This window comes from Paenibacillus sp. ClWae2A, from assembly GCF_032452295.1.
Taxonomy (GTDB): domain Bacteria; phylum Bacillota; class Bacilli; order Paenibacillales; family Paenibacillaceae; genus Paenibacillus.
On the sequence record NZ_JAULSQ010000009.1, the window covers coordinates 25,594 to 41,366 of the forward strand.

The 15,773-nt window shown below is 47.9% G+C and carries 17 protein-coding genes; 1 reads left to right on the top strand and 16 read right to left on the bottom strand.

From position 1 onward, the window contains the following. Positions 1 to 85: 85 nt before the first annotated feature. The 6 genes from QVE09_RS22600 to lspA all read right to left on the bottom strand — a co-directional run bounded on the left by QVE09_RS22600 (position 86) and on the right by lspA (position 6,872). The gene (locus QVE09_RS22600; protein WP_036671597.1) at positions 86 to 880 is read right to left on the bottom strand and encodes a response regulator transcription factor; all 795 of its coding nucleotides are present in this window, start codon (positions 878 to 880) and stop codon (positions 86 to 88) included. Next, a complete protein-coding gene (locus QVE09_RS22605) occupies positions 870 to 2,633 on the bottom strand; it encodes a cache domain-containing sensor histidine kinase (RefSeq protein WP_315938613.1) in 1,764 nt (587 codons plus the stop codon). The genes QVE09_RS22600 and QVE09_RS22605 overlap by 11 nt, the downstream gene beginning before the upstream one ends. Before the next feature lie 527 nt (positions 2,634 to 3,160). After that, entirely contained in the window at positions 3,161 to 3,988 is an 828-nt protein-coding gene (locus tag QVE09_RS22610) for a carbohydrate ABC transporter permease (RefSeq protein ID WP_310339241.1), read from the bottom strand. Beyond that, a complete protein-coding gene (locus tag QVE09_RS22615; RefSeq protein WP_091012591.1) occupies positions 3,988 to 4,854 on the bottom strand; it encodes a carbohydrate ABC transporter permease in 867 nt (288 codons plus the stop codon). Before QVE09_RS22615 ends, QVE09_RS22610 begins: the two co-directional genes overlap by 1 nt. 24 nt (positions 4,855 to 4,878) lie before the next feature. Then, positions 4,879 to 6,117 (bottom strand): ABC transporter substrate-binding protein, encoded by a 1,239-nt coding sequence (locus QVE09_RS22620; RefSeq protein WP_397387082.1) that lies wholly within the window; start codon positions 6,115 to 6,117, stop codon positions 4,879 to 4,881. 263 nt (positions 6,118 to 6,380) lie between these two features. After that, a complete protein-coding gene (gene lspA / locus QVE09_RS22625; RefSeq protein ID WP_315938614.1) occupies positions 6,381 to 6,872 on the bottom strand; it encodes a signal peptidase II in 492 nt (163 codons plus the stop codon). A gap of 232 nt (positions 6,873 to 7,104) precedes the next feature. On the opposite strand from lspA, the gene QVE09_RS22630 reads away from it, so the two are divergent. Further along, positions 7,105 to 7,584, top strand: coding sequence for a heme-degrading domain-containing protein (locus QVE09_RS22630; protein ID WP_315938615.1), 480 nt, complete (start codon positions 7,105 to 7,107; stop codon positions 7,582 to 7,584). Between the two features lie 71 nt (positions 7,585 to 7,655). Here the strand turns inward: QVE09_RS22630 and QVE09_RS22635 are convergent, their stop codons facing one another. The 10 genes from QVE09_RS22635 to QVE09_RS22680 all read right to left on the bottom strand — a co-directional run bounded on the left by QVE09_RS22635 (position 7,656) and on the right by QVE09_RS22680 (position 15,738). Further along, the gene (locus QVE09_RS22635; RefSeq protein WP_315938616.1) at positions 7,656 to 8,633 is read right to left on the bottom strand and encodes a permease prefix domain 1-containing protein; all 978 of its coding nucleotides are present in this window, start codon (positions 8,631 to 8,633) and stop codon (positions 7,656 to 7,658) included. A 6-nt stretch (positions 8,634 to 8,639) separates the two neighbouring features. Continuing rightward, complete coding sequence (locus tag QVE09_RS22640) at positions 8,640 to 8,969, bottom strand: PadR family transcriptional regulator (RefSeq protein WP_017691704.1); 330 nt, start codon at positions 8,967 to 8,969, stop codon at positions 8,640 to 8,642. A 160-nt stretch (positions 8,970 to 9,129) separates the two neighbouring features. Beyond that, positions 9,130 to 10,077: a nucleoside hydrolase gene (locus QVE09_RS22645; RefSeq protein ID WP_315938617.1), complete on the bottom strand. Its 948-nt coding sequence runs from the start codon at positions 10,075 to 10,077 to the stop codon at positions 9,130 to 9,132. A gap of 58 nt (positions 10,078 to 10,135) precedes the next feature. Beyond that, positions 10,136 to 10,540, bottom strand: coding sequence for a DUF350 domain-containing protein (locus QVE09_RS22650; RefSeq protein ID WP_017691702.1), 405 nt, complete (start codon positions 10,538 to 10,540; stop codon positions 10,136 to 10,138). Next, entirely contained in the window at positions 10,522 to 11,937 is a 1,416-nt protein-coding gene (locus QVE09_RS22655; protein ID WP_315938618.1) for a glutathionylspermidine synthase family protein, read from the bottom strand. The genes QVE09_RS22650 and QVE09_RS22655 overlap by 19 nt, the downstream gene beginning before the upstream one ends. A gap of 4 nt (positions 11,938 to 11,941) precedes the next feature. Beyond that, the gene (locus QVE09_RS22660; protein WP_237177903.1) at positions 11,942 to 12,226 is read right to left on the bottom strand and encodes a hypothetical protein; all 285 of its coding nucleotides are present in this window, start codon (positions 12,224 to 12,226) and stop codon (positions 11,942 to 11,944) included. Continuing rightward, entirely contained in the window at positions 12,226 to 12,648 is a 423-nt protein-coding gene (locus QVE09_RS22665) for a hypothetical protein (RefSeq protein ID WP_315938619.1), read from the bottom strand. The genes QVE09_RS22660 and QVE09_RS22665 overlap by 1 nt, the downstream gene beginning before the upstream one ends. Before the next feature lie 441 nt (positions 12,649 to 13,089). Continuing rightward, positions 13,090 to 15,084 carry a ribosomal protection-like ABC-F family protein gene (gene abc-f, locus QVE09_RS22670; protein WP_315938620.1) on the bottom strand — a complete coding sequence of 665 codons (1,995 nt, stop codon included), beginning with the start codon at positions 15,082 to 15,084 and terminating at the stop codon, positions 13,090 to 13,092. A 98-nt stretch (positions 15,085 to 15,182) separates the two neighbouring features. Further along, positions 15,183 to 15,344, bottom strand: coding sequence for a hypothetical protein (locus QVE09_RS22675; RefSeq protein WP_017691697.1), 162 nt, complete (start codon positions 15,342 to 15,344; stop codon positions 15,183 to 15,185). Positions 15,345 to 15,453: 109 nt separating this feature from the next. Further along, on the bottom strand, positions 15,454 to 15,738 hold the full coding sequence (locus tag QVE09_RS22680) for a hypothetical protein (protein WP_076216814.1): 285 nt from the start codon (positions 15,736 to 15,738) through the stop codon (positions 15,454 to 15,456). Between the last annotated feature and the right edge of the window lie 35 nt (positions 15,739 to 15,773).

Consider the following 15,773-nt stretch of genomic DNA (forward strand, 5'->3'; position numbering starts at 1 on the left):
ATGTAACCGCTTTAACCAAATTGTAGCACGCGCCTATCACGCCTATAAGACCAGAACAATTTGGAAAAACTCCACTTTTTTGAGGTTATTTGTTATTTCGTTCAGATAGGGAATGTCGATATTTGCTTGGACTAAGCCCCTCAAGACTTTTAAATACTGTGATAAAATACTTATCCGTCTGATAACCCACCTGTTCAGCAATCTCCGAGATTGGCATCGTTGTCTGCACAAGCAACTCCTTCGCGCGCTGAATGCGTTTGCGGGTAAGGTATTCACTAAAATTGATGCCGATCTGTTCCTTAAACAATACGCTGAAGTAACTGGAGTTGAGATGGAGTAAATCAGCGATTTCACGCATGGTCACATGTTCACCCAGATGAGCATCCACATAGGTCAAAGCTTCACTGATCTGGCTATTGAGCCTTTGTTCTCCGCGCTCCTTAACATCCAGCAGCTTGGGGTCAACCATTTCTTGCATCGTTTGAATACGTCGCTGTTGTTCGCTAAACTTCAAGGCTTTTTCGACGGTCTGCAGCAATTGTTCCTTATCAATCGGTTTCAACATATACTCCACAACACCCAGTTTAATGGCCTGCTGGGCGTACTGAAAATCGGCATGTCCCGACATAATAAGAACAACAGGCTTGTTCGAAAAATGTTGAATGGCTTCAATCAGAGACAAGCCAGAGAATTCCGGCATGCGAACATCCGTTATTAACAGATCTGCCGGCTTTTTCTTGAGCCATTCCACGGCCTCGACGCCACTTTCTGCAGTCTGAATGTGATTTCGTCCTGCCGACCATCCTTCCAGTGTCTTGCGGATACCCTCTCTTGTACGCGGCTCATCATCAACGATAAGAATCGTTTTGTCATGAATCATATGCACCCTCCGTTCCCTTGGGAATCTCAAAGCAAATGACGGTTCCTTCCCCAACCTTACTTGTTATGGAAAGCCTGCAACGTTCGCCAAGTTGGCTGCCAAAGTAAAGCTTCAGTCGCCGATGTACGTTGATTAGACCTACGCCTGTACCCTTGTTAGATACAGCGGGGCCACCATGTAAAGCATGAATGACAGATTGAAGCCGTGATTCATCCATACCGGGACCATCATCCCGAACCTCAATGCGAACCAGATTCTCCTCGGTCGAAGCATCCACATGGACGATTATCTTTCCCGGTCCCAGTTTACTCTCAATGCCATGTAGAATCGCATTTTCCACCAAGGGCTGTATAAGCAGTTTTGGGATTGGGACCTTACGAACCACGTCGCTCAGCTGAATCTCCCATTGCATTCTCTCTCCCAATCGCATCTGCATAATTCGAAGATAACGCTCGGCGTGTTCCAGCTCGTCGGCAATCGTAACCCATTCATCCTGCTGTGAACTGGAGATAATGTAGCGAAATAATCGGGACATCGCCACGACCATACGTGCCATCTCCTCGTCTCCCTTCTCCTCAAGGGACCAATAGAACGCCTCCAGTGTGTTGAATAGAAAATGGGGATTAATCTGAGACTGCAACGCCTTCAGCTCAGCCCGGGACTGCATGATTTCCTTCTCATGAACCACACGGGTCAATTCATTCTGCCTGTAAACCATCTGGTTATATACGTTGTTGAGTTCATTGATCTCCATCGTAGAGCTGACCATTAGATTCGGTCTCATTGCTCCTGGCTGTGCACTGCGCATGGCCCGCATCAGCCGGATGAGCGGACGTGTAATCATCGTGGACAGAAAGAACGACATGATAAGGAAGAGGATAACACCAATCATTCCCGAGACGAGCAGCGCCGTTCTCAGGATGGATACACCTTCCGTTGTCTCCCGCAGCGGGGTCAGGACAGCAAGTGTCCATCCCGTTAACTCCGATTTTTGCCTGACGACGATATAGGATTCCTCCCCGTTCTGCACGACTGATCCGCTGTCCAATATGGCTTTTGGATCGAGATTAATCTCCAGATCGGAAGTCACCACTTCGCCTGCACCATCCAGGAGCATGATAGAGTCCTGCGAACCATCTGTCCCATTCGAATCATTCAATTGAAAAAAACTGCGTTGCATCCGCACTACCACATAACCTCCATGTTCGAAAGAATGATCCAGCAGGTTAATTCGCCGAATAGCCAGGAGCACACCCGGATCTTCAGGGTCAGCGCCTGCCCATACCAGTCTGCCTTTTCCTTCATCCGCCAGACTGATCCAGTTGCGCTCCACTCTGAGATCGAGGGATCGGTCATCCATCGGAAAGATGCGGTTATAACCCGTAGTATATATCTCCATACTTTGCGCGCCGTTGATGAAAGACTGATAGCTGCCTGCAATCTGCAGGAGGGCTTGACGCTGATTAAAGGTGGCCGGGTTGCCTTGTTTCTCATCGCTGAGCAAACGCTGCACGTATGAATCATCCGCCACCTGGGCGGTCAGCGAATTCACTTGTGCAATGAGTGCATCCAATCTGCCACTGGCTTGGACGGCGGTTTGGTGAATATGTTTCTCCGCATTGCTTTTCAGCAGAGCAGCTACTCGATCATAAGCCGATATGCCTGCGAGCAGCAGAACAACAAGCATCACCATAACAAAACCAATGAAGATCTGATTGCGAAGTGAGTTGAAATGTCCTTTTTTCCCGTGCAACTTCCCCATTCTCCTCTCTTTTTGGCATGTAAAAGAACCCACCACCTTACGCCCGTGCTCTTGAAGACTGGGTACAAACGATGCCGGATTTATCTACGTATTCAGTTCCCCTATATAAAATGAACGAAAGAATATTTACACTAGCCACTACGATGACAGATTAACCTTCCAATCGCTGTTATCCCCAGATTTTTTGATTCCCTTTTAAAGGGGAAAATCCGGGGATAAAGGCGAACGCTCCGCTTTTTCAGGTTATTTCTGCCCTCTCCGTTCTCGTGTAAATGTTTAGTTCATTTATATAGTTAAAGCGCTTGCAGAAATGAACCTTACTCTTCTTCTCTCTTAGTCTTTGTTTACCGATTAAACTAACGACTAAAAAATAGCATAGTTTTACAGGTTAATCAATCCTCCGAAGAGTTCCCAAACGTTAAATGACAAGGATCAAAAAAAAGAGAGGGGACTTTTAAAGTCCACCTCTCTTGGTTCATATCCCTTCACACATATCCTTCTCTGTGACACATCTTCAGTTATTTCACGGACCCTTGGGTAACCCCGTTGATGATCCACTTCTGTGCAAACAGGTAGATGATAATCATTGGCAGCAACGCGAGCAGGTATGATGCAAACGCAAGGTTAAATTCGGTATTGAACTGTCCTTGGAATACATACTGTACCAGCGGCAACGTGTACTGTCCCGGATCACTGATAATAATGAGTGGCAGCAAGAAGTCGTTGTACGTGGACAGGCAAGTCAGAATACCAACCGTGGCACTGATTGGCGCCATGAGCGGGAAAATGATTTTCCAGAACGTGCCCCAGGTTGTCGCCCCATCCACAAATGCCGCTTCCTCCAGCGCTACCGGAATGGACCGGATGTATCCAACGTATACAAATACGTTAAATGCCAGACCATAGACCGTGTGCAGCAGGATCAGACCCACCAGATTTGTCATCTCCAGTGATGCGGTCAGTTTAACAATCGGCAGCATGATGATCGGGAATGGAATGAACATCGCGCTGACGAAGTAATAATACAGTCCTTTGAAAAACTTGCGTTTCTCCATATTCCGCGCAATCGCATAGGCCACCATCGAGTTACTGAGCAACGTCAAAAGCACGGTTGATGCGGTAACGATTGCACTGTTACGGAACGATTGGAAGAAGTTTGTCATATCGATGGCCCTCGCGAAATTCTCCCAGTGAAGCGTTGTCGGAATGGCAAAGACCGATTGGGCCATCTGTTCCGGATTTTTCAAAGCAATCGTAACGGTCATATATAGGGGGAACAGAATAAACAGGGTGCCCAGCACAACGAGCAGCATAACGAGCCAATTGATTCGTGTACGGCTTTTCATTACAGATCCATCTCCCTTCTTTGCAGGAACCGGATTTGCAGAATTGAAATCACCGCAATAACGATGAAGTAAATAACCGAGTTCGCAGATTGATATGCATATTCGCCGCCTTCAAATCCTCCGGTGTAGATCAGATGGGAGATGGACTGCGTCGCCCGTCCGGGACCACCGTTGGTCAAGGCTACGATTTGGTCGAAGACCATAAGTGAGTTTTTCATCGCCAGCACCATATTAATGGTGAAGAAAGGGGCAATAAGCGGGAAAGTAATGCTCCAGAATTCACGCCATTTGCCTGCACCATCGAGGTTGGATGCCTCGTACAGTGTCGTTGGTATCGTTTGCAGACCAGCCAAATACAGAATCGTATTCAGGGCCACCGATTGCCATACGGCAACAATGACGATACCGATCCAAGCCAGACTCTCGCTGCCGAGAATGTTGGTGGATAGCGCATTGATGCCCAGATTTTGTCCCCAGATCGGGAATACGTTGGAGAACAGGTAGTTAAATATGTAACCTACGATCAGTACACTCAGAATATTGGGCAGGAAGTAGATGCCGCGGAAGAAGTTACGGAACTTGATTTTGGCATTCAGCCCGAGTGCAATGAGCAGGCTCAGAATATTGGTCAGGATCGTTACAACGATCGCAAATTTGAACGTAAACCAGTAGGCGTTGCCTACATTGTCATCTTGGAACAAGTTGAAATAGTTTTTGAAACCAACAAAATCATACTCTTTCCCGAATCCGTTATAATTCGTAAATGAATAATAGATGCCCTGGAGGGCCGGCAGGGTCATAAATACAAAGAACAATATAACCGCCGGAACCGTCATCCAGTAATAAGGTGCGATACGCTTGTTCATACTCCATCCTCCTTCAGACAAGGCTTAACGCCGATTGGCAACCTTGTCCCATTCTTTGTCGAGTGTATCTAGATAGTTGTCGATGTTTTGATTCTGCAAAAAGGACTGTACGATGGAATTCAGCTGCACGGCAGCCGGAATATAGTGATCGGGAAAGTCAACAACCTTGCCCTGCTCGATATATGGCATCAATTCCTGTACCGCAGGATCATCCTGCTTCACACCTTCGACCGCAGAGAACAGCGTCTGTTCGTCAATATATCTTCCGATATTTTCAGGCTCTAACAGGAACGCAATAAACGTCTCTGCCTGCTCGCGATTAGGTGTGTCCGCTGCAATGGTAAACAGGGAGTCGATCCCGTTCACCAGCTTGATCTCGCTTGCATCGTTGCCCGTTGGGAATGGGAAGAAACCAATGTAAACATTTGGGTTCGCTTTGCGAATCTCCGAGATGGCCCAGGTTCCCTGGATGTACATGAAAGCTTCACCGTTAGCGAAGGCACGGTTACCGTCCGAATAAGCTTTACCAAAGTTATCGCTGTGACCGTATTTCATGAGTTCCAGTTGCTTCTCAGCTACCTCGCGGTACTTCTCCTTGAACGTCACTTTGTTATCGCGCCGCTCTTGGTAGAAATCAATACCTACCAGATTAGAGGCCAGTGCATTGAAGGGCAGACTAGTCTGCCAGTCATCCTTGTATGTGAAGTAAAATGGAATCTCACCTGCATCCTTAATCTTTTGGGCGGTCGCAATGAGTTCATCCCACGTCTTGGGTACATCCAATCCCATTTCCTTAAACAGCGTTTTATTGTACATAATGCCGTTTGCATTAGTCGCGTAAGGAATACCTGTCACTTCGTCCATACCTGTGAGATCATTCAGCATTTGTATGTAGTTTGGATCAATCGTCTGGAGTAATGAACTATCCGTCAGATCGGTGAAAATATCACTCTGGGCCAGGATTGAATACGTGTCCGTTGCCCCCATGGCCATAATATCCGGTATATCATTTTTGACGACACGGGTCTTCAATACCGTCTCCGCATCCGGCGGATTCACCTGTGTCACCTGAATATCGTCATGCTCCGCATTAAACGTTTTGATCAATTCATCAAAGGTTGTTTTGGCTTCAGGCTTGTTCTGGAAAAATTCAATCTGTACTTTGCCATTCGCGCTATCTCCACTGGTACAGGAAGATAAAAGTACAGCCATCGTTCCACACAGCAACATTGTCCCGAGAGCCTTGGTAAGCGTTCTTCTCATGTTGTACCTCCCTCAGCTTTATATACGTAAGAATTTACCCATTCAAATGGTGAAATAACCATTTGGTTAATCCTTCCAAACTAACTTCAATCTGAATGGATGATACAAGCCTTTATTATTCCTAAAACGGTTTCGATAAAAATGAATCACGGCAGTTCTTCCCATGACCTGAATCAGGCATAACAAAAAGGACACTGGATGATATCCAATGTCCCTCATTTAATAAGCTTATGTTCAGCCACTGTAAAACTTCTATCCACTTGTTACGAACGTTCTGCTTTCGGCAAAGCATTGCGTAAACGCTTGGTCCGATAACTCTGATATGCACGAATCAACATCCCGATGATGATCATGACCACACCGATGTTAATTGCGACATCAGCGAGATTCAAAATCCCGCGTCCTGACGGAAACACGAGGAAATCCGTTACCCGCGCATAGATAAATCGATCGATCGCATTGCCTAAAGCCCCACCGACCATAAAACCCGCGCCAGCTTGCATCCAGAAACCGCGAATCTCACCTTTACTCCGGTAATACAGCATGCCCGCTATGAACAGAACAGCAATCACACCGAACAGACGCGCATTTCCCTGAAACATGCTGCCCGCCATTCCACTGTTCTCATAATGCTGTAACTGCATGCCCGAGTCACCCAGTCTCATGACGTCGCCAACTTCCATATACATCCTCACTGCAATCTTGGTTCCCTGATCCACCAAAGTCACCAGCAGTGCTACAAAATAAAACAGCATCGTGCTTCTCCTCCTGCCTACTTAGCGATAACTTATTTTAACTTTAAGAGTTTTGAGTATATTAGGTTTCTTTCACTTTAACACAGCCGATGTATGGTCTCCAAATGAGCCATCTTCAAACACGTCTATAACGTCGACTAACATCGTCCAGTCCGCATTTGGAAGGTACTATACCCATTCATGTCGAATGTAGACATCAATCATATATGTATGTAAAGGGGCTGCCTGTAATTTGAACCTGACCATGACAGAGAAATTAAAGGAAATGCAGCAGGAAGAAAAAGACTTGGTATTTGGCACATTTGATTCTGAAACAGCGCTCAACCTTGGCCTGCATCTGGTCGAAGAAGCGAAGCGTCGCTCTCAAGCCGTGACCATCGACATTACCCTGAAGGGACATCGTCTCTTTTTGCATGCGATGGAAGGCACTCATCCCGACAATGAAGACTGGATTCGACGCAAAAACAACGTGGTGAATCATTTCTCCTCCAGTTCTTGGCATACAGCTCTGCGGCTTAGAAGCGAAAACCAAACGCTTGAACAGGATTTTAATCTGCCTTCAACGGACTATGTCCTGGCTGGTGGCGCTTTCCCGCTGATTCTGGAAAATGAGGGACAGGTCGGCACCATTACAGTATCCGGTTTGCCTGATGAGGAAGACCATGATCTGGTCACGACAGGAATTCGCTCGTTTTTGTTGCAGCAAAACTAGATTAAGTGGAGCAAAAAAAGCCCACCTGATCAATATAGATCAAGTGGGCTTTACTAGCTAAAGCAGCATGCTCAGGACGGATTTTTGCTTTTCATAATATGGTACACATTGCTAAAGCTGCCGGAGAGAATGCCTGTAATCGGGAATATGGCCCAATTGATATCCCACCGCTGATATACAAAGCCTGTGAACAAGAAGATGGCTGTCGCCAGCGGCCATACAATCGCTTCCACGGCTCTCACAACCTTTACTTCTTGCTTCTTCTCTACCGTCAACTGGTGCTTCTCCAGTAAGTTCGTGTAAGCCCCCTGAATATTCCCGTAATATACAAACAAGAATGCTCCTACCCCAGCCATGACCATAAAGGCAGATACACCATAAGAGGCGTAGTTATCATTGATAGAGGAGGCTGCGAAAATAAACACAGGAGACAGAATGCACAGGCAGACACCCGTAATGATGGCTATACGATAAGTCAGAGCGAAGCTCTCCCGACTATGCTGAATACTCATTTTAAGTGTATAAGGAAGCTGGAAGCCCTTCTCCATATGACTGAAGCGTTCAAGCTTCATGCCACTGTGAATGAACATGCCTACCGCAATCGCAATCAGCACAAACATGCCGATCAGGCCCAGTACAGTCCCCGTTTCCACCGAACGGTTTGCAGCTGAAGTGGCATAGTTCTCAAATAAAGTATCCATGAAAATCAGAAACGCCACACCCGACGCGCACAATAAAACACCCAGCCCGATCCAAAATCCGGCATTTCTTTTTGCAGTGGTATATGCGTAGGCTTCTTCTTCCGTCAGCACAGGTACTGCCTCTTCCGCATTGACTGGTTGAATACCGAGTTCTGCAGTTAGCTCCTCGATATTACCGAATTCTGAGATCACAATACCGATGGCTTCATTCTCCGACTTGCCTTCCCGCTTCAACTCCAGGTACTTATCTTCCATCCCCGAAAGGAGCTCCTGCTTCAGATGCTCCACCTCGGGTGTCTTCGGTAGACCAGCAAACATGTTCTCCAGATACACCATAATTGTCTCCATGTTCCGTCACAACTCCCTGATAAATAGATTAACAACCTCCTGCGTAACCTTCCATTCCTCACACTTTTCTCTGTAATAGTCGAGGCCGGGCGGCGTAATCCGGTAATAGGTACGACGCTTTCCCAAACTATTCTCATCCAGGTAAAACGATTCAATATAACCGTTCTTCTCCAATCGGGTGAAGGCCGAGTATAATGTCGTCTCCTTCATGACGTACTTTTCCTCTGTCAGCTGCCTGATGTTCTTGGAAATCTCGTAGCCGTACGACTCCCCTTCGAGCAGCATGTAGAGGATCAGCGTATCATTGTAGCCACGTATAACGTCACTGCTGATCACAAAAGATACTCCTCCTCATTACTTCATCTGTCGTAGTAGTTGAAGTATAGCACAATTTACTACGACAGGTGAAGTAGTTATTCCAAAAATGGGCAATAAAAAATCCGTACCTGGGATAGGCACGGATTTTCTTCTTTTTCCTGTAGTTAAATTCCTGCGTTTATTGGATCGCTGACAGAACGTCCAGCAGCATGGATTTGAATTTGGGCCGATCAATGCCCTCACAGACACGTACATTGGGCTCTTTGCCAAAACGTCCGTTGATATCAACCACGCTGTATCCACGTGTCAGCTCTCCTACCGCTTCCACATCCACATAATATTGACCCGACTTGGTCATGATGGATTCATCTGCCGCAACAGCCATCAGCAACGTATCGGGATGAGTGGTGCCATTCAGCTTATGTACCGACTTGTTGAACTGCATAACCACTTTGTTGATTGCGGTGAAGAAGTCAGCACCCGATGTACCCAGAGCCGTAATCTCTGCATGATCGTCATCGTCCATCACTGAATATTGCGTACACATCTCCCAACCAACCATTGTGATCGGAATGCCCGCATGCAGTACAATTTTCGCTGCTTCCGGGTCTACGTAGAAGTTATACTCCGCCGCCGGGGTGATATTGCCCAGTGCATTATTCGTTCCGCCCATGATGTACAGGTGAGCAATCTCTGGAATAATCGTTGGGTCTTTCTGGATCGCCATAGCAATATTAGTCAGCGGGGCAATCGCCAGAAGTTCAATTTCACCCGGATGTGCGTGCACCTTCTCAATGATAAAATCAACCGCATGCCCGCTCTCGGGACGCTGATCCGCCTTCGGGAAATGCGCGCCGCCCATGCCGTCATCGCCATGCACGTCTTCCACTGTACGGTGCTGAGCTTTACCGTAGGCCATTAGCGGTCGCTCGCATCCTTTATACACAGGCACTTTGCCGCCATGTCCAGCAACCTGTACCGTGTACAGAGCATTTTCAACCTGCTGGTCGAATTGTACGTTACCACCCGTAATCGTGATGCCTTCCACCTGAAAGTGATGCAATGCCGTCAGGATCGCAATCGTATCGTCTCCTGCTGTATCTGTATCGATGATGACTCTTCTCATGATGCCGCGCTCCTTCTTCCGTTTATATAGTACATTCTATAAAACACTATGTCTTATTTTACATCAAAAATGTACCGATGACGATGGAAACGCCGATGATAATCGAACGCAGCAGCTGGGCTACCGCCATATTTCCTCGTGCGATTTCGTCACACACCCGCATTTTTGGAATCAGGAAATCAAATATAATATAGACCAGGCACAGCACAATAATTCCAAACGCCGACCACAACAGCATATCCAACCACGAATGCGTCGAGAAAGATACCATACCTACAATAATACACAGTCCCAGCAATTTGCTGCCCATGTACATGCCCGCCGCCTCGTTACCTTTAGCGATTTCCTCACTATCGTTATACCGGGTCAATTTGCTAAAAGCGAAATATCCACATACCAATACCACCAGCAGAATGCCCACACCCACCGCCACATTCACGAGGTTTAATCCCAAATTCTCCATTCCTTCTCCTCCTCATCATTCATCCGTTCCCGAACTGTAGCCGCACAATAATAGGCCATATCTCCAGTTACTTTCTCCCCAACCCTGGGTAACACCCCAGCCAAACGCCCACCGATAACAAACACCCCTGTAAGCAGATAACCGCTGTACGCCCCATCTTCCGTCTCGATCACGGCCTGTTCCATCGGAACCAACTGCTGATAGATTTTGGGCTGATTTTCGTAATAAGCTGCAATCTCTTCATCCTCGTCTGTTGCCCCAGATGCAAGATTGGATTCCAGCACCTCGTTAAGAGAATGCTCTGTATCCTGCTCCTCTGTATCCTGCTTTCCAAAGGCATTGTCCGTTCCACCATCCAGCAAAAGAGTTCCTCTGCCTTCGCGCCCCCAATAGCTTTTAGCTACATATGGTATGGCATTCAGCTCGAAAGGCTCAGCCGAAAAATAGGTTGGCAGCAGATATCGAGAAATCACGTCCATTTCTGCTTCATCAAAGAGGGTAAACCCGCAATAATCCGGGGTTTGCTCGTTACGCTCGTAGAGCGACCAGATTGCCGCCATGAAGCCTTTACTCTGCATCAGTACATGCTGAACCGGATTCATTAGACCTAGTCGTCCCTCCCGTACAAGATCAAGCAGAGCTACCCCAATCTCCACCCCTGTCGTCTCATCCCGATCATCAATCAGATACTCCAGTGGATAGAGACGGTACAGCAAGTTAATCTCCCGACCCTGATGGTAAAGCGCCTCCCCTGGAACAATCTCCAGTTCCTCAAGTGGAGCATAGAAAACTTCGTATCCCGCTTCCTGACAACGTTTCATCAGGTATTCCGTATTTGTTCGATCTTCGACATGTTTGCCAAAAGAAGTGAATGTCACAGACCCCTTTAAACCCTGCTCTGCATAGAATTCCAGCCATATCCTGAAACACTCCCGAATACGTGTATCCATCTCGGCAGATGGTGCAGTTAGCGTAGCATCCTCAGCAAGACCGACCAGGATATTTTCCAATGCAGCAGCCTCCGGTATGCCTGTTGGAGTGTCCGTATTATTTTCAATACACTTCGGTCCAGCCTCTCCAATAATCCAGTCCTGACGGGTAATGCCTCCAGTTACCATCTCCATACGTGCTGCCGGAATAAGCCCCGGATGGATACCCAACTGATGATCCAAAAAGGAATCCGGCATGTATTGCTGGATAAATCGCATCACTTTACAATAAATGCCGTCTACCGCCTCGGCTGCGGCACGCAGCTCTTGTACCTCCGAGGGAGAATAGACCGTCAATGCAGGCACACAATACTGCTTCCCATACATTCGATGATATGGAATCTGTTGTTCCGTTTCGCCCTGAAATACTTCTTCGTGACTAAACGGTAGTTGAACCACTTGCCTCATCCGGTTATCCTCCCGAACTGCGGAAGAAGCTACCAAAGCCGCTTGATTTGGACTTGGATTTGCTATAGGAGCTGTTACTGTCCTTATTGCTTCGATACGACGACCCGCCGTAGTAGTAGTGCCCACTGTTGGAATCATATTCACATCCGGTATCATACTCCGGGTCACATTCATCATTGTTGCTGCCGCAACCGGATAACACAGCAGGAACTGCCAGCATCAGGGAGAAAGCAACCAGCTTCGCTTTTGATCCGGGTTTCGATGCTTGCCCCCGCTCTTGGTCACTCATCACAGATCCACCTCTTTCATATAAAACAACACTTTCTTGCGATCCGCATCCAGCACGGAATACAGGAACTCATACGTCTTGCCACCGCGAACCATATAATGGTCCAGCAGTTGCTCGGCAAGCTCCATTGTATAGGTGGATGAAGCTGTGAGCTCCAACTCCTGAAACGAACTTCCATTCCACAACATATACTCTGCGCTGTAAATGGAAGACATTTTGCACATCGCCAGCGCAGCATCCGCAATGGCTGCACCGTACTCATCCGGCATCTGTTGGTCATACGCCATCACGTATACCGCATGTTCCCGCCCATCCTGGCATTCATTGGACAGATGCGCCCAAAGTTTGTTTTTCACCAAAGTGGCATCCACCAGTTTGCGCATGAACAGTTCATCTCGTGTGACTGAAGTCTGTTCCAGCACCCCAGTCTCCGCCTGTCGATCATCCGACCAACTCCGATACGTCAATGAATAATAGATACCGATAACCTCCCTTTTTGCGAGCTCTTAGGTGAGCCGTTTCAATTCATACAAACGTATTTAACGCATCAGAAGGAAAAAAGTTACACTAGTGAATCAATTTCATAGTACCTTTAGCTGCTTCAAATCAAGGCTAGACATAGATCAAAATGGTTTAATTTGTCTCTATGTCTAGTTACAAAACTCCATTTTTAGTGATTTATGAAATTGATTCTATTCACCATGACATGTAAAAATAAGAACAGGTTGTCGCCACGTTCTTGGATCAACAAAGCTTGAAAAAACAAGCAGATTCCACGTTTGATATGTTTTAAGCCCGTGTCAAAAGGCCGGAGAAGATTCCCCGACCTCGTTTGTTCAACCTTATGCTCATGCCATTCGGACCTATAACTCAGCCCACTGGGCCAATACATCATTATATTCAGCGGACAATTGCTCGCGATCATGCCAGATTTGTTCAAGTTCAAGCGGATTGTTCTGCACCGTTTCCAGCTGTTGATCCAGCGCCTGAATCTGTGCCTCAAGACGAGCCAAAGTCTGTTCCAGCTTCTCCGCAGAGTGTTGATTGCCATTGCCACTTCTATCATTCGATGCAGTTGCAACCGAATTAGCTTCTGGCTTCTTCCCTGATCGGACAGTCCCCCTCGACGTTGTCGTCATACCTGACTTCATCTCTGACTTGGCTTTTCCGCCGGATGGAACGGCTCCCCCTCCTGTGCCCTGACCTGTCGCCGCCGCACGAGCTTGCAAATCAAGCTTCTTCTCACGATACGCCTCATAGTCTCCCAGATAAGCGGTCATTTGCCCGTTCTCCAGTTCCCAGACACGGGACGCAAGGCGATTGACGAAATATCGATCATGCGAGATGGCAAGTACGGTTCCTTCAAAATCAACCAGTGACTCTTCCAGCGCTTCTCTGGATGCGATATCCAGATGGTTGGTCGGCTCATCGAGCAGCAGTACATTGGGTTTGCGCTGCACCAGCAGAGCCAGCCGCAGGCGCGTCCATTCCCCGCCAGATAACTGTCCCACTGCGCGGAATACATCGGCTCCATAGAACAGGTATCGAGCCAGAATCCCGCGTGCTTCGCCTTCCTCCACGCCTGCTTCCAGACGGAAGTATTCAAGCACATTCAGCTTCGGATTCTTAGGTTCCTCCTGTTGAGCCAGATACCCTACATCCACGCGTGCACCCCACTCCAGCTTGCCGGTATTGGGTTGCTCATCTCCAAGCAACAACTTGAACAGGGTCGTCTTGCCGGAACCATTGCGGCCAATGAGTGCAATTTTGTCGCCATATTCAAGCAGACCCGAGATCCCGCGTAGAATCGCTCGCTCGCCATAACTCATCTCCACTTGTTCCAGGACCACGACCCGTTTACCTGTTCGATCCGTAGGACGAACATCGAAGTCGGCATTGCGCCGCTCCAATATGGGGCGCTTCACCTGTTCCATCCGTTCCAGCGCTTTGCGCATGGAAGCGGCCCGCCGAAAGAACTTTTCATTGCCACCAACTCGGCCCCACTCCTCCAGCTGGCGGATCGTTTCCTTCATTTTTTTGATCACCTTCTGCTGCTCCTTGAACTCCTCGAATTGCTGCAACAGCCGTTGTTCTTTCACTGCCATATATTCCGTATAGCCTCCTGCTGCCGTTAGCGCCTCACCATCCTCCAGCTCCAGCGTTCCATTCACTACCCGATCCAGAAAGTAGCGATCATGCGAGATCAGGACAATGGTGCCGGAGTATTCTCGTAAAAATCCTTCCAGCCACTCCACCCGCTCCAGATCGAGATGGTTCGTGGGTTCATCCAGCAATAGGAGATCGGGTTTTACGATCAGCTGCGAGGCCAGCACCACCCGGGTCTGTTCCCCACCGGACAGTGAACCGAAGCGCCAACCATAATGCGCCTTGGCGATATCCAAACCGTCCGCCACCTGATCGATCCGGGCATCCATTTCGTATCCACCCTCACGCTCAAACTGATCTTGCAGCGCCGCGTAGCGTTTCAACAGGCGCTCCAATTGATCTGGGTCTGCAGCACATGCCGGATCGGACATCTGCTGCTCCATTTCCTTCATTTGCGTGCGACATATCATAAGCTCCTTGAATCCAAGGCTCAGCACATCCAGTACGGTATGGTCATCTAATCCTTCCGGAACCTGAGCTACATATCCCATTCGTGTATCTTTTTTTATCATCAATTGCCCTTCATCCGGCTTGTTCATTCTTGCCATCAGGCGCATAAGTGTGGTCTTGCCGCTTCCGTTGCGGCCGATTAAGGCAATCTTGTCACCTTCCATAATTTCAAATGTAATGCCGTCCAGCACCAGATGTGCTCCGTGGTATTGAGTCAGTTGTTGCGCGCTAATCATCATCATAATAAGGTTCCTCCTATGGTATGGAAGATCCTGACCGCAACACAAAAAGAGCCGCAGGAGGTTAGCTCCGCGGCCCTTCAGAATTCAAGCAATATCGCTTATCGTCCGAATGAGGTCAAGGCAGGCATCTTCTCGCAAATGTTAACTTCCGTATATTCAAAATTGGACAGACTTCTCCCGTTGGTCAGAAAAGTATGAACAATGCCAGCCATAGCAATCGGCAGCTGGCTAATACGGTTGTTAAGCATCTCGTGATTCACCTGTCTTCACCTCCCATGTCATAATTAATGTCAATATATCACAGACGAATGCGTTTCCGCAACCATCCCATCGCCAATTCATCCTTTTCCACAATAGCTACAGCTCTGATTAATCCCTGCCCCGTCGCCGAAGCATTACATCCCTGATCGCCACCGTAATAAGTGTTAACATTCCCGAGGTACCCAGTGATGCGCCGAGCAGGGCATATCCGATGCCGTTCCACCCGCCAATATCGATGCTGATCATGATTACAACGGCACCGCCAAGCAGGGCCACACATGGCAATATATATTGTACCCACGTCATTCGCCGTCCTTGCAATCGGTAGATAAGCCATTCAATCAGCAGCTGCACCGCCCACATTCCCAATGTCCATAAGATCAGTACTTCCATAAGGTTCCCCTCCTGTTGCTGGATGGATCAAGCCC